The organism is Ruminococcus sp. YE282 (assembly GCA_900101355.1).
GTDB classification, from domain to species: Bacteria; Bacillota; Clostridia; order Oscillospirales; family Acutalibacteraceae; genus Ruminococcoides; species Ruminococcoides bromii_A.
Map to the genome: position 1 here is coordinate 20,492 of FMUV01000024.1, position 15,401 is coordinate 35,892.

Genomic DNA, 15,401 nt, shown 5'->3' on the forward strand with positions numbered 1-15,401 from the left:
TATTTAATTATTTCCAAATTCTCTGAGTTCAAGTCCTTTATTGTGCTCAAGAACCCAATTTATGCTCCAGTAACTTGTAAATAACAGCAAATGGTTACCTTTTAAATCCTGAATACGTTTAGTATCAGAGGCAAGATCAAGAGTCTTAGGGTCAATATCTTCATTAACAATCCAGCGAATGTACTCAAAAGGCAAACTTTCAAGTACAATATCAACGTTGTATTCGTTTTCGAGGCGATACTTAAGTACATCAAATTGAAGCACGCCTACAACGCCGACAATTACTTCTTCCATACCTGCATCAAGTTCCTGAAAAATCTGAATTGCACCCTCTTGGGCAATCTGACTTGTTCCTTTGATAAACTGCTTGCGCTTCATTGTGTCTTTCTGTCGCACAAGTGCAAAATGCTCCGGAGCAAATGTAGGGATACCTTTAAACTTAACTTTGTGTTGAGGAGAACAAAGAGTATCTCCGATTGAAAAAATACCCGGGTCAAAAACACCTATTATATCGCCAGCATATGCTTCATCAACAATTTCACGTTCCTGAGCCATAATTTGCTGTGGTTGCGACAGGCGCATTTTTTTGTTTCCCTGAATATGATACACTTCAAGATTTTTTTCAAATTTGCCGCTGCAAATTCTGATAAACGCTACCCTGTCACGATGAGCCTTGTTCATATTTGCCTGTATTTTAAATACAAAGGCTGAGAAGTAATCTGACATCGGGTCTACTTCTTCATCAACAGTTTCACGAGGTAACGGAGAAGTAGTGAGCTTTAAGAATTGCTCAAGAAACGGTTCAACACCAAAGTTTGTCAATGCCGAACCGAAGAATACAGGTGTTAATTTTCCGTTTCGTACTGCATCAAGGTCAAATTCATCACCTGCACCGTCAAGCAACTCAATATCGTCAAACAAATCTTGTTTTTGATACATTCCGATTTTATCGTCAAGAGCAGGATCATCAAGAGATAAAACTTCTTTTTCAACCTCTTTTTGACCGTTATTTGCTGTAAATGAAAGAATCGTTCTTGTATTTCTGTCAAATACACCCTTAAATTCTTTACCTGAGCCAATCGGCCAGTTTATAGGATAGGTATTGATGCCCAATACGTTTTCAATGTCTTCAAGCAAATCAAATGGATTTTTGGCGTCTCTATCCATTTTATTGATAAATGTAATGATTGGAATGTTGCGCATAACACAGACCTTGAAAAGTTTTATAGTTTGCTTTTCAACACCCTTAGAACCGTCAATAACCATTACGGCAGAATCTGCTGCCATAAGTGTTCGGTAAGTATCCTCAGAAAAATCCTCGTGTCCCGGTGTATCAAGAATATTTATGCAGTAACCGTTATACTTAAACTGCAAAACAGATGATGTAACAGAAATACCACGCTGCTTTTCAATTTCCATCCAGTCAGATACTGCGTGTTTTGCGGTTCTTTTTCCTTTTACCGATCCGGCAAGATTAATTGCTCCTCCGTAGAGCAAAAGCTTTTCGGTAAGTGTTGTTTTACCGGCATCAGGGTGGGAAATTATTGCAAAAGTTCTGCGTTTTGCAATTTCATCTTTTAAAGAAGCCATAAGTTCAATCCTTTCGGAATTATAAATCAAGATAGTTACAACTTATTATTTTACTATTATTTATCTGTATATGTCAACAGTATTACAAAAAATATTCTGATATTTTACCTACGGATATCTGATAGGATGTAAAAAAGTTTTTTTATAATACTTTTGTTAAGAAAGCAGTAAATATTTGTATTAATGTGTAAAAATATACACCTTTAATTAAATAAAACAAAACTGACTCCGTAAAAAAACGAAATCAGTTTTTGCTTTTTATATAATACTTAAATTAACAACCAATCAAAGCCTTGGCAGACTTTACGATTTGCTCGCATATATTAACTGCATCCTCATGAGTTTTGCCGACAGCGGTTATATATAATTTAATCTTTGGTTCTGTTCCGCTTGGACGAATAATGACTGCATTGTCACCCTCAAGATTAAGAGCAATTACATTTGACGTAGGAAGATTGATATCATCAACTTTTCCTGTTACAATATCAGTTTCTTTCTTAAGCTGATAATCGCAGATTTTTGTAACATTATATTTATCAATTGCTTTTGGTGAATTATTTCTTATTTCAGACATAATATCAGCCATTTTCTGCATACCTGCTGCACCGTCAAATTCAAATGCATATGTTTGGTTAATGTAGTAACCGAATTCTTCATAAAGACCGTCGATTACCTGAGCAAGTGACTTGCCTTGCTTTTTATAATAAGCAGCCATCTCGCAAACGAGCATAGATGCAACTACTGCGTCTTTGTCTCTTACATAAGTTCCTGACAAATAGCCATAGCTTTCTTCAAAGCCGAACAGATAACGATTTTCTTCATGTTTTTTTTCAAGGTTAAGTATAACTTCACCGATGTATTTAAAACCTGTTAAAACATTTTTAAGTTCGCAATTATATTTTTCGCAAAGCTTATTTATAAGTTTTGTAGTAACGATTGTTTTTACAACAACCGGTTTTTCGGGAAGAGTTCCGTTTTCTTTCTTGCATGAAAGTATATAATTAGTAAGCATTACACCGTTTTCGTTACCTGAAATTAGTCGATAGCTTCCGTCATAGTCTTTTACAGCTATACCTACTCTGTCTGCATCAGGGTCAGTTGCCAATAACAAATCGGGCTGTACTTTTTCGCAAAGGTCAAGTCCTTTTTGAAGAGCTTCTTTAATTTCCGGGTTTGGATATGGACATGTTGTAAAATTACCGTCAGGAAGTTCCTGCTCTTTTACTATGTCAACTTCTTCAACTCCGATTTTATTTAAGACCTTACGTACAAGCTTGTTACCTGTTCCGTTAAGAGGTGTGTAAACAACCTTTAATCCTGAACCTTTGCAAATTCCAGGATTTACCTGTTGTTCCATAACCTTTTCAAGAAAAGTATCATATACGCTGTCGTCAACGTATTCGATAATACCTGATTTTACCGATTCTTCAAAATCTGCAATCTTAACGTCATTAAAAATATCAAGCTTGCTGATTTCATCATATACAGCAGTAGCAGCAGCGTCGGTCATCTGACAACCATCTTCACCGTATGCTTTATAACCGTTGTATTTTGCAGGATTGTGACTTGCAGTAACCATAATACCTGCTTGGCATTTAAAGTAGCGTACAAGATATGAAAGAACCGGAGTAGGTTCAAGCTCTTTAGTTATATAAACCTTAATACCGTTTGCTGCAAGAACTCTTGCTGCCTCAATCATAAAAAGGTCAGCTTTGATTCTGCTGTCGTGTGATATTGCTACTGAACCTTTGCCGTATTTTTTTAGAACGTAGTTAGCCAAGCCCTGTGTAGCCTGACGAACAACATAAATGTTCATTCTGTTAGTGCCGGCACCGATAACACCTCTAAGACCTGCCGTACCGAATTTAAGCGAAGTATAAAAACGTTCGTAAATTTCGTTTTCATCGTTTTCAATTGCTTTTAGTTCGGTTATTAGGTCTTTGTCCTCGTTTGCATTTGAACACCAATCATTATACAACTTCATAATATCCATATAACACTACTCCCAATAAATAAATTCGGTAAGTTTACACAAATTGACAAAATATCTTAAATATTTTAGCCAAATCAAATTTATTATATCACATTTCTTGAAAAAAAACAAGTAATTTGTAGTTAAATATAACCGTTAATTGACAAATTATACTAATTTACATATAATCGTTTTAATTAATCTTTTCAAGCTTATAGCTGACAGAGTCTTCATTTACCTGATAACCGTATTCGGCAGCCTTACCCTGAACCTTAGTTAAATCCCATTCAGAATCTTTTGGAATATAAGCATATTTCGGTGTATTCTCAGGATTTACTTCGTAATAAGTAAGAAGTCTGTTGAAGCTTGGAACGTTTTCAGACATCCATGCTGACAGTGTGCCGAACGGATAATTCTTTACCGAAAGATAAGCCCAAGTTTTGTTGCTTAAAAACAAAATTTTATCCGGTTCCTTGTTGCTGTAATAGGAGTTAATGTCGTTATATATTTTTTCGTAATTATCGCAGTTTGTTGGATTGGTATATATGCCCTTTGCAGGACCGTCATTAATTTTGCTTACAAGAGTTGACGGGTCTCCAAACTCCCAAAAACAGTGATTTGCCTTTATAGAAATTTGAAGCGCACCTTGAAGGAATATCATAAATCCCGCTGTTACAAATGCAGCACGTTTTATCCAGAGCGCATATGTTATATTGTCAGGAGTTTCTTGCATTTCTTTTATTAGCTGAGCAATGAAGATATAACTTGCAAGGTTTGTGGAAGCCATAGCCATTGAAATAACATAGAAATACTGGTTTGAAGTGCAATGGATACAGAATGAGTAAATAATTCCTATTATAAACAGCGCAGCAAACAATTCTTTAGGCTTATTTTTGCATAGTGTGTATGAAGTGATTCCTATGAATATCAGAGGATACATAATAGCATTATATGTTGATGATACCATATTCGGCACTATTAAAACGTAGCTGAATATAACAATTGATGCTGTGATTGTAAGATAAGGTGCTCTGTGAAGGCTTCTTTTTCTGTCAATTAGCATTACAATAAACATTGCCAAGTATGAATAAACGCATACTTTAAACAGAGCAATTGAGTTGACAGTAGTATCAAAATATGTTGTGAATTTTTTGAATAGCGGAATTGACGGATGCTCCGGGTCAGTCATAAGATATGGGAAGTTTCTCAGTATATCACCAAAACTTGCTTTTGAAAGCACAAAAATTACAAATATCAGTGCAAGTATAGCTGCGCCCAATGTAAAGAACAAGAATGTCTTTAATGAGAAAAGTTCAGACTTAAGTATAAATTTTGAGTCTCTCTTTTTAATTATTATATGTACTAAAACACAAATTGCATATAATACATAAGCTATCATAAGATATGGACAACATAAAACAGAAGCTGCAAAGGTAAGTCCGCTTATAATCAGCGGCAGTTTCTTTTTATAATTCGTTGTTCCCATAATTGCACCGGTTACAGCAATAAAGTCAACGCCCATTGAGTCATAATTCATTGCCATAATATTGTAAGGCGTGTAAATAAAGAATAAAACGCTTGCAAATACAGAAATGTATCCGAATTTTCTAAATCTTGTATAAATTACAATTGAAATTATCGCATGGAACACTACATAGGTAAATCTTGCGGCAAGAATAATACCTTCGGTGGATTGTGTAATAGTCTCATATATCCATACAAACGGCACTAAAAGCAATCCCGAAAGCTGAGATAAATGCCATTCGTCGGTAAACAAAGCGTCTCCGTGAATTAGTCTGTGCGGAATAGTAAGGTAAAACGCCTCATCACTTCCGCCAAATCCATATTTGCATTTCCAAAATGCAAACAAAATTCCGCCTAAAAGCAAAACTATAAACAGGCAATCCTGCCATTTATATTTATCTTTCTTAAGGCGTTGTTCTTTGACAAACTCAGATATTTTGTTATAAGCAAGTATTATCCAATTTGTAAGCAATTTTAAAACTGCGGAACTCATTGCAGAACAAACAAATACAATTGGTACCGTAACAAAGTAGTATGGAAGTCTGTCAGTCATTAACGGTACTTTTTGGCACAAAATCGGATAAACCATTGAATCAAATATAAAAGAAAGTAAATATATTCCCAAAGCAAGGTCTGACAGCTTCCAAAGAAAGGTTTTGGTTGCTTTTTTTATATTATCGGTTTTGATTCTTTTAAGTAACGAAAACAGCAGAATGGTGAGAACATACGGTTCTATTCCGTACCAATATAAATATGAGCCGGATTTAAATGTCGTTCCATAGCTTCTGTAAAAGTTGAATGTGCCGAAGATTACTGTTGAAGCTATTAAAAGGGCAAATAATGTGCGGGTACGGAACTTAAGACCGTATTCACGCAAATAGCAGCCGGTAAAATAATACGCAACCGGATAAAATCCAATCCACCAGTTTGGAATAAGCTTTTGAAATTCATCTGAGGTAGTAGGATCTGCCCACCAATTAAGAGATCCAAAATTGAAAATGTTAAATACTGACGGTATAATGGTCAGAAATACGAAAGTAAAAACCAATACTTGTTTGTCCCTTTTATTTGTCAGTTTGTTGTAAGCAAGATTTAAGAAAGGAGCAATTAAAAATAAACCGATGTACATTTCAATGTACCACGAGTAATTTGCCCCGGTGAAGTCAAATATGCCCAAAATAACAGATTTAAATGTAAACTCGGCACCGTCATGGACTGCTTTAAATATCATACAGGCGAGTGCCGAAAGCACATAAATAATCAGTGTGTTTACAATTCCCTTATAATACTTTTTACTTAGGGTCTTTCGACACATAAGATAACCGGTAAGAACCATAAACATAGGAACGCAAACCGAGAAAAATGTGCGCATAAGCACCATAATATACATTGGTTTGCCTTGAACAGTTTGACTGTAAAATCCGTTATGCAGGAAAAAATGCACAGAAAGTACAGTTGCAACCGCAACAATACGAATAATATCCAGCGAACTGTCTCTTCCCTTTTGTTTAGGCTTTAGTCTGTTGGCCTTAATTGCTTTGTTAGCCTTCATTTGTACCATCCTATTCTTTAGAACTTATAATAATATATAATTAAGATTAACATAAAATCAGAAATATTACAACAAAAACAACTATATTTATCCAAAAAAATAAGTGTCCGATAATACGAACACTTATTTGATAAATTTTACTTTATATATTGTAAATTAATCCTCAAGGAATTCCTCAACAATATATCTTGGGCGACGCTTGGTTTCAAGATATATTTTTCCGATGTATTCACCGATTACACCGATTGCAAGAAGCTGTAATCCGCCTAATGCCCAAATTGAACAAAGGGTACTTGCCCATCCGCTTACGGTAGCACCTATGAAGAATCTTACAAGTGAGTAAACTATAATGACAAGGCTGATTGCAAATATTATAGCGCCAAGCCAAGTAATCATTCTAATTGGCTGAATACTTAGTGATGTGATTCCTTCCCAGGCAAGTGCAAGCATCTTTTTAAGCGGATATTTACTTTCGCCTGCAAGGCGTTCGGCACGCTCGTATTTTACCACATCCGATTTATAACCTACAAGCGGAACCATTCCTCTCAGGAATATATTGGTTTCTTTATACATTGAGAAAGCTTCAAGTGCACGTTTGCTCATAAGTCTGAAGTCAGCGTGGTTAAAAATTACCTTTGCTCCCATTTTATTTAGAATTTTATAGAAAGCTTCAGCGGTAAAGCGCTTAAAGAAAGTATCGGTTGCACGCTTTGAACGCACACCGTATACCACATCGCATCCGTTCTCATATTTTTCAACCATTTCGTCAAAAACATTTATGTCATCCTGCAAATCGGCATCAATTGATATTACTGCGTCTGCTTTGTCTTTCAATGTCATAAGACCACAAAGCAAAGCGTTTTGATGACCTCTGTTGCGTGTAAGTTTTATTCCTTGGAAAACCGGATTTTCTTTGTGAAGCTCGGAAATTGTGCTCCAAGTTTTGTCTTTAGAGCCATCATCAATAAAAACAATTTTGCTGTCAGGAGAAATTTTGCCCTCTGCCATCATTTCGTTATATTTATTATTAAGTTTTTCAGCAGAATCCCTTAAAACTTCCTCTTCATTATAACAAGGAATTGCTAAATACAATTTCGTCATAATAAGTCTCCTTATAAATAATCAAAAATTCAAGTTAGTTACATAGTTAACAACTACACATATATTTATTATATTAATACTGACAAATTAAAAAGTCAAGAATTATCTGCTTTTGTAACATAATGTAATGAAAATTCGTCAAATTTTAAAAATCCTCTTGTAAACAAAAAATATTTGTATTATAATATCAATGTTAATAACCTAACGGAGGTAGTACTATGTCTGAAAAATCTATTGCAGTTTTAACAAGCGGCGGTGATGCTCCCGGTATGAATGCGGCTGTAAGGTCTGTCGTTCGTGCTGGTATAAATAAAGGTATGAAAGTATACGGTGTTTACCGTGGATATAACGGTCTTTTGAACGGTGATGTTCAGGAGATGAATTTACGCAGCGTTTCCGAAATAATCGGAAATGGCGGAACAATGCTCTACACAGCCCGCAGTGAGGAGTTTGCAACACCTGCAGGTATTAAAAAAGCTGCTGACTTTTGCAGAAGCATCGGAATCAGCGGTGTGGTTGTAATCGGCGGTGACGGTTCATTTAGAGGTGCACGTGCTCTTACTAACGCAGGAATCAATTGTATCGGCGTTCCGGGTACAATTGATAATGATATTGCTTGTTCTGAATATACAGTAGGATTTGACACAGCAATGAATACTGCTATTCAGATGGTTGACAGAATCAGAGATACAGCTCAATCCCACGACCGCTGCTCAATTGTTGAGGTTATGGGCAGACGTTGCGGCGATATTGCTCTCCAAACCGGTATTGCTACTGGTGCAACTGCAATTCTTGTTCCTGAAGTTGAATACAATATTGAACGTGATGTAATTACAAGAATTGTAAATACTCAGAAAACAGGTAAAAAGCATTTTATCATTGTTGTTGCAGAAGGTGTCGGTGGAGTTAACGACCTTGCTAAGTACATTGAACAACGTCTCGGAATTGAAACCAGAGCAACCGTTCTCGGTCATGTACAGCGCGGCGGTTCCCCAACACTTCGTGACAGAGTTGTTGCAAGTGAAATGGGATATAAAGCTGTTCAGCTTCTTGATAAAAATATCGGTAACCGTGTTGTTGTTATGCGTAACGGCAAAATTACCGACCTTGATATTAACGAAGCTCTTGATATGGAACGTGTGTTTGACCTTGAACTTTACAAAATTGCAATGACAATTTCTATTTGATAATATTTTTACAAATTTCAGGGCGGACTTAGTTCGCCCTTGTTTTTTATAGTTTGGCTTGTTTAGAATGTTTATTTTCCTGAAAGGAATTATGATATGATTGCAAATTATAATAACTTAATTGTTTATTCTGCTTTGATTTCAAATTTTGAAAAACTTGATTTTAAAAATGATGCTTTGGCAGGAGTCAGAGCTAATTATTTTAATTCCAATAATTCAAGTCAGAATGATAAAACTGATATTGAAATTGATGGTAAGGAATATAATCTTTCATACTTTTTATCTGCTAATGAGCCATTATCGTGGAAAATAACCAATAATAACGTTCCCTACCAAACCGTAAAGAAAGAAACAGGCGGTTTGTATTCTGTTATATCTTATAGCCCAAATGGGATCATTAACAAGAGGCAGTTTTTCGATTCTAAGCATATTTGGGTAAGAACCGAATATTATGATGATAAATTTGAGAATGTATTGTTAGCCGTTATAGAGCCAATATTTATTTTTGAATATTTTTCAATAAAGTACGACAGATTTTATCCCGACGGTAAAAAACTGACTTCGTATTTATTTCCGTCGGTTAACAACCCACACAATATAAGATGTGCAGGTTTAATATATACAAATTACGGTATGTTGTGGCTTGATGAAAAATTCAGACCAAATGATACTGCACTTGACGATTTGCCGGGAATGAAGAAAAACGGGTTTAATTTTAGCCCTGAGAATTTTTCCACCTCATTAAATATTGTTAATGCGGTAGATTTGGATAATGCTGAATATTTAAAGCCAGTTGAGAATATAGATGATGCAGAGAATGTTCCCTACCCTAACTCTAACGATAGCAATTATTCTGCTTATGATAAAATAGAGCAAATACTTGTCGAAGCACATAAAACCAATAAAAACTTGTTTGGCGTTGTAGATAACGAAAATCAAGGCAGTTCCGATGATTCTCAAATGACCGATGATTTTCATCTTTCAGAAATTCCTGATAAATCAAAGGAAAAAGAAGATAAAGATACGGATAATGATAATTACATTAAATTAATACAGGCAAATAAAGCTGAGCCTGACAATTCTATTGCTACCGAAACCGGTGAATATCTGTATTACGGACAGCTTGATTCCGATAATTTAAGAACAGGTTGGGGACGTACCGAAACCCCTGAAGGACTTACGTCTTATGAGGGCAACTATGTTGATGATAAGCGACAAGGCTTTGGAATATGTTATTATAAGAATGGCTCGGTAAACTATGTAGGCGAATGGAATAAGGGCGTCAGAACCGGTTGCGGCGTTGGATACAGACAAAGCGACGGTACTATGCATATTGGAAAATGGAAATCTAATTTGCCCGAAGAGTGCGGAGCACGCTTCGACAAAAACGGCAATTTTCTTGATGTGTGTCAATATACTGATGGAGTCAGAAACGGAAAAAGTGTATCATTTAATGAAAACGGAGATATTGTAATCGGCTTTTGGGCTGACGGAGAACTTATTTCAGAAAAAACTATTACTGACGGAGAAAATGGTGACTGAAGAATCTATAAATAAATTTAATGAATTTTTGTCGGCTGCGGCTTTAAAGCTGTTTTTATTGGCACTTGTGGCAGTTATAGGATGTTTGATTGTAAGATTTATTATGATGCTTTTTAAAAAGGTACTTAAAAAGTCAAAAATCGAGCATACAACTAAAACGTTCATATTCTCATTTACAAAGATAATACTGTATTTTATTGTTGCAATAACAGCTCTTTCCACAATAGGAGTTAATGTTTCATCACTGCTTACAGCCCTTGGAGCGGCAGCACTAACCGCAGGACTTGCACTTCAGGATAATCTTAAAAATTTTGTAAGCGGAATGGTGATTTTGCTTAATAAACCATTCGTTGCAGGTGACGTTTTGGAATTTGAAGATTTGACAGGCAGCGTTGAGTCAATTAATGTGTTCTATACTACGTTAAAGTCACTTGATGATAAAATTGTACGTATTCCAAATTCTAAGCTGACATCTAATAATGTTGTCAATTGCACTATTGGCGATAAAAGAAAGATGTTTTTAAAATATACGGTTAGTTATGAGGACGATTTATTAAAGGTAAGAAAAGTTATAATGGAACTCATAAATGATTCCGAACTTATTTTAAAAGATCCGGAACCTGCCGTTTGTGTCGGAAAGCACCTTGACAGCGGAATTGAAATAATCGTAAAATTCTGGGTAAATCCTGACAATTATTTTAATGTATATTATTATATGCAGGAAAATGTAAAACTCGCTTTTGATAATAATGGAATAACTATCCCATATCCTCATATAGTTGTAAAAAATGATAAATAAATCGGGCAAAATTTTAGAATAAAAAGATTAACCTTCTATGACAGAACCGTTGTACTGTCATAGAAGGTTTTGTTATGACAAGAGATTACGCAGATATTATAATGTACTTATTTAAATATTTTACTCAAGAAATTATAAAAACATTGTCTCCAAAATATATGATTATGTTCATATCCGTCAACATAATCTGTTTGATTTTTAATGCCCATTTCGTCAAACACCTGCTTATAATATAATGTGCAGTCTATATTCCACGGGTCCTCACTGCCAACAGCAAGATATAAATAAAATGGAGTATTTTCATCCGTAGGTTGAGGAAATTCCTCAAGATACGGTGTGTTCCAGTATGTTCCTTTGTAAAACTCTGTCGGAATTATGCCCGGGTCAGGCGCAAATGAAGCAATATAACCAAACTTGTCAAGCCATTTAAAACCTGTGCAGAGTGACTTGGCTCCGCCTTCCGACATACCTGCAACTGCGGTGTTTTCCCTACCTGTTTTAACCGAATAATTATCTTCGATAAACGGCATAAGGTCTTTTGCAACATCATCAATTGCTTTATCGTAAATATAGCGCAATTCTTCATCTGATTTCTCTGCTTTTTCACTCTGCTTGTCAGTATACATATCAACATTAACGATAATTTGCGGTACGGCCAAATTGTCATGCAACATATTTCCGTAAAGAAGTGTTACATACGAATCATCGTCAATTTGATCGCTATGACTGCCGCCAAAGCCGTGAAAAATATACATAACAGGATATTGATTATTTTCATTGTAACCTGCAGGCAAAAGAATATTGCATTGTTTGTTGTCGCCGGCGGTTTGCGAATAATAAGTAACATCTTTTAAAACTGTACCATAGTCAACGTCATTGCGTTTTTCAAACATTTCTTCACCTATATCATATTTATTTTCAGTTAAATAAGGATTAAACTTGTCATCATCGCTTTTGTTTGTCACAGATTGAGTTAGGTTGGCATTCTGTGTTTGTGTACTGCTGTCTGTTTCTGTGCTTTGAGCGGAATTACAGCCATAGAGGCTAAATGAACAGATTAAAATTATTGATAAAATCAATGAGAATATTTTTTTCATAATAATCATCTCCTTTTGAAAAAAGCAATTTATTTAAGATTATTCTAATTTATTAATCTAACATTTTCAAGCCCTTGACAATAATATTAAATAAATGTAAGATATCTAATGGAAAGATTTAATATTTAAAGGTATAGGTAGAAATTTTGTTTTCTGCCTTAATATAATTTAAGAGGTTTTTATGGATGCAATCGGACTGTATATACATATCCCCTTTTGTAAGAGCAAGTGTCCTTATTGTGATTTTTACAGCGGAAAAGGCAATTATGAAAAATATAAGAATTATACCGAAATCTTGATTGATAAAATAAGGTATTGGAGTCAACAAGTTGAAAACAGTGTAAAGAGTATTTACTTTGGCGGCGGCACTCCAAGTGTACTGGGCTCAGAATTGCTGTCAAAAATATTGTTTGAAATAAAAAATAATTTTATAATTGAATCAAATGCCGAAATTACTGTTGAAATTAATCCTGATACAGGAAAAACCATAGATTTTAAATTATTAAAAGATGCTGGCTTTAACAGAATTTCAATAGGTATGCAGAGTGCCGTTCAAAATGAGCTTGACGAATTGGGAAGAATCCACAGTGCCAATGATGCAAAAATAACCGTTATCAGAGCCAAAGAAGCCGGAATAAATAATATATCATTAGATTTAATGATGGGGATTCCGCATCAAACGTTAAACAGCTTAAAAGAATCAATTGATTTTTGTGCTGGATGTGGGGTTACTCATATATCATCTTATCTTCTTAAGATTGAAAAAGGAACAAGATTCTATGCTACAAGAGATAAGCTTGAATTGCCCGATGAAGATATGCAAGCCGAGTTTTATTTATTTGCCGTAGATTATTTAAAATCACTCGGATATGAACAGTACGAAATATCCAATTTTGCAAAAAATGGGTTTGAAAGTAAACATAATATCAATTATTGGAAGTGCGGAGAGTATATTGGAATTGGTCCGTCAGCCCATTCATTTTTTAAGGGCAAAAGATTCTTTTACGGAAGAAGCTTTAGTGATTTTGAGAAAAATACCACTACTTTTGATTGTGACGGAGGTAATGAAGAAGAATTTATAATGCTTTCATTGCGGCTTAAAAGCGGACTTGTTTTTGAAGAATATAAAGAGAAATTCAGACATTCAGTTTCATTACATTTATTGAGAAAAATACACAGGTATGCAGATGCCGGTTTTATGGAAATTGATAGTCAAAGGGCGTTTTTTACACCAAAAGGTTTTCTCGTTTCAAACACAATAATCAGTGATTTAATCTGATGATAAAGTACTTAAAAACAGTTTTTTAAGAATTGTAAGAAATACTAAAATACAACGGTGATGTTTTATGTTTTACGATTTTATAATTGCCGACAGCAATGCAAAAACTCCTAAATACAGGCAAATATATTTATCTGTAAGAAATTCAATAGAAAACGGCAGTCTGAAAAAAGATACCAAACTTCCTTCTATTCGAAAACTGAGTGAAAATCTTGGGGTTTCAAAAACCACTGTTACCGGGGCATATGAGCAATTATGTGCTGAAGGTTATATAAAGAACAAGCCGCAAAGTGGGTACTATGTTGAGGCACAATTTGAAAATACGCCTAAGATTGTTGACGCAGACGAAAGAAAATCCCAAAATTCAAATATAATTTATCGCTTTGATTTCAGCGGAAAAAGTATTGATGAAAAAATCATAAATATTGCTGAATGGAAAAAGGATATAAAGGAAGTAATAAACAGTAACTATCTGCTTACCTCTTACGGAAACGTTCAGGGTGAAGAAGCACTGAGAATAGCCTTGCAAAACTATGCGCTTGGAACAAGAAGCGTAAATACAAGTTCTGAAAATATTATTGTAGGTGCAGGCATACAGCCTCTTTTGTGTTTGCTATGTTCCCTATTGGGATGCAGGAAAAAAGTAGCAATGGCTGATTCAAGTTTTGTTCAATCAGAATACGTATTTAAGAGCTATGATTACCAAATAAACTACTTTGAAAGCGACGAATCAGGAGTTACAATTGACTCACTTGAAAGAATAAAGCCGGATATTATACTTATTAATCCTAATTTTACAAATAAAGAGGGAGCAAACACTCCTGTTGCAAGACGTCTTGAAATCATCGCATGGGCAAAACAGAACAATGCATTGATAATAGAGGATGATTATAACGGAGAACTTAGATACAGCACCCACCCCATGCCCTGTGTTCAAAACTACGGAATAGAAAACACTGTTTATTTGGGCTCGTTTTCAAAAGTGCTTTTACCATCGGTGCGTATCAGTTATATGGTGTTGCCTGATAAATATATAAAACGTTATAATGAAATAAAAGGTGCAATAAACCAGACCGCCTCAAAAACAGAACAATTGGCGCTTTCAAAATATATAAACAGCGGAAAAATATATGTTCATCTAAGAAAAGCAAGAAGAACTTACCTTGAAAAAAGCAAGGTGATTTTAAACTGCATTAATAAGTATTTCGATAATTATGACATAGTTTTTAATGAAACGTCATTATATATTACGTTAAAATTGAATTTTTCGGTTAATCGAAAAAAAATTAAGGAACAGATTCAAGAAAAGTCAATTTGCTTAATGCCGTATAAAACGGAAGATAATGAATTTTGTTTAAGTTTTTCAGGAATACCGATTGAAAATATTGATGACGGTATTAAAACATTGAGCCAAATTGTGTATAACAATAAAAGCTGATAAATTTATTTGGCAACCCATAAAATTTTGTGTAAATAATAATCCTTCAAGCAATAACAGAATACAGGATTGCGGTTGCAATCAGGCTTTCTGATTTGCCCCGTGTCAACTTTTCATTCCTGTCTGCGGAATGTTATGCATGCCAAAGCGTGAATAACATTCCGCAGACAGGAAATTCTATTCTCAGGGGCAAATCAAGCAGGTATTCTGGCCTCAAATATTATTGATAACTGGCTTAAAACTACATCCCAGTTTCGACATCTTTGTGTCCAGCGTTCGACAATTTTTTGAGACGCTAAATACAACATTTTGCGCAGGCT

The 15,401-nt window shown here is 34.9% G+C and carries 10 protein-coding genes and 1 pseudogene; 5 read left to right on the forward strand and 6 right to left on the reverse strand.

The features are described from left to right. Window positions 1-3: 3 nt before the first annotated feature. The 4 genes from BLP46_RS08440 to BLP46_RS08455 all read right to left on the reverse strand — a co-directional run bounded on the left by BLP46_RS08440 (window position 4) and on the right by BLP46_RS08455 (window position 7,739). A complete protein-coding gene (locus tag BLP46_RS08440; RefSeq protein ID WP_092978146.1) occupies window positions 4-1,590 on the reverse strand; it encodes a peptide chain release factor 3 in 1,587 nt (528 codons plus the stop codon). 274 nt (window positions 1,591-1,864) lie between these two features. Beyond that, window positions 1,865-3,583, reverse strand: coding sequence for a phospho-sugar mutase (locus BLP46_RS08445; RefSeq protein ID WP_092978148.1), 1,719 nt, complete (start codon window positions 3,581-3,583; stop codon window positions 1,865-1,867). Window positions 3,584-3,755: 172 nt separating this feature from the next. Then, entirely contained in the window at window positions 3,756-6,638 is a 2,883-nt protein-coding gene (locus BLP46_RS08450; protein WP_167669225.1) for an acyltransferase, read from the reverse strand. A 156-nt stretch (window positions 6,639-6,794) separates the two neighbouring features. Continuing rightward, complete coding sequence (locus BLP46_RS08455) at window positions 6,795-7,739, reverse strand: glycosyltransferase family 2 protein (protein WP_092978152.1); 945 nt, start codon at window positions 7,737-7,739, stop codon at window positions 6,795-6,797. 218 nt (window positions 7,740-7,957) lie between these two features. On the opposite strand from BLP46_RS08455, the gene pfkA reads away from it, so the two are divergent. The 3 genes from pfkA (at window position 7,958) to BLP46_RS08470 (ending at window position 11,267) form a co-directional block, all read left to right on the forward strand. Further along, on the forward strand, window positions 7,958-8,926 hold the full coding sequence (gene pfkA, locus BLP46_RS08460) for a 6-phosphofructokinase (RefSeq protein WP_092978154.1): 969 nt from the start codon (window positions 7,958-7,960) through the stop codon (window positions 8,924-8,926). Window positions 8,927-9,022: 96 nt separating this feature from the next. Further along, window positions 9,023-10,468, forward strand: coding sequence for an MORN repeat-containing protein (locus BLP46_RS08465; protein WP_092978156.1), 1,446 nt, complete (start codon window positions 9,023-9,025; stop codon window positions 10,466-10,468). Next, window positions 10,461-11,267 (forward strand): mechanosensitive ion channel family protein, encoded by an 807-nt coding sequence (locus tag BLP46_RS08470; RefSeq protein ID WP_167669226.1) that lies wholly within the window; start codon window positions 10,461-10,463, stop codon window positions 11,265-11,267. The genes BLP46_RS08465 and BLP46_RS08470 overlap by 8 nt, the downstream gene beginning before the upstream one ends. A gap of 107 nt (window positions 11,268-11,374) precedes the next feature. Here the strand turns inward: BLP46_RS08470 and BLP46_RS08475 are convergent, their stop codons facing one another. Then, on the reverse strand, window positions 11,375-12,364 hold the full coding sequence (locus BLP46_RS08475; RefSeq protein ID WP_167669227.1) for an alpha/beta hydrolase: 990 nt from the start codon (window positions 12,362-12,364) through the stop codon (window positions 11,375-11,377). 181 nt (window positions 12,365-12,545) lie between these two features. Between BLP46_RS08475 and hemW the strand changes: the two genes are divergently transcribed. Next, window positions 12,546-13,643, forward strand: a complete 1,098-nt coding sequence (gene hemW / locus BLP46_RS08480; RefSeq protein ID WP_092978162.1) for a radical SAM family heme chaperone HemW — start codon at window positions 12,546-12,548, stop codon at window positions 13,641-13,643. Between the two features lie 67 nt (window positions 13,644-13,710). After that, entirely contained in the window at window positions 13,711-15,081 is a 1,371-nt protein-coding gene (pdxR, locus tag BLP46_RS08485; RefSeq protein ID WP_092978164.1) for a MocR-like pyridoxine biosynthesis transcription factor PdxR, read from the forward strand. A 194-nt stretch (window positions 15,082-15,275) separates the two neighbouring features. Here pdxR and BLP46_RS13560 read toward each other — a convergent pair. Further along, window positions 15,276-15,401: pseudogene (locus BLP46_RS13560) on the reverse strand (IS256 family transposase); the annotation flags it as partial.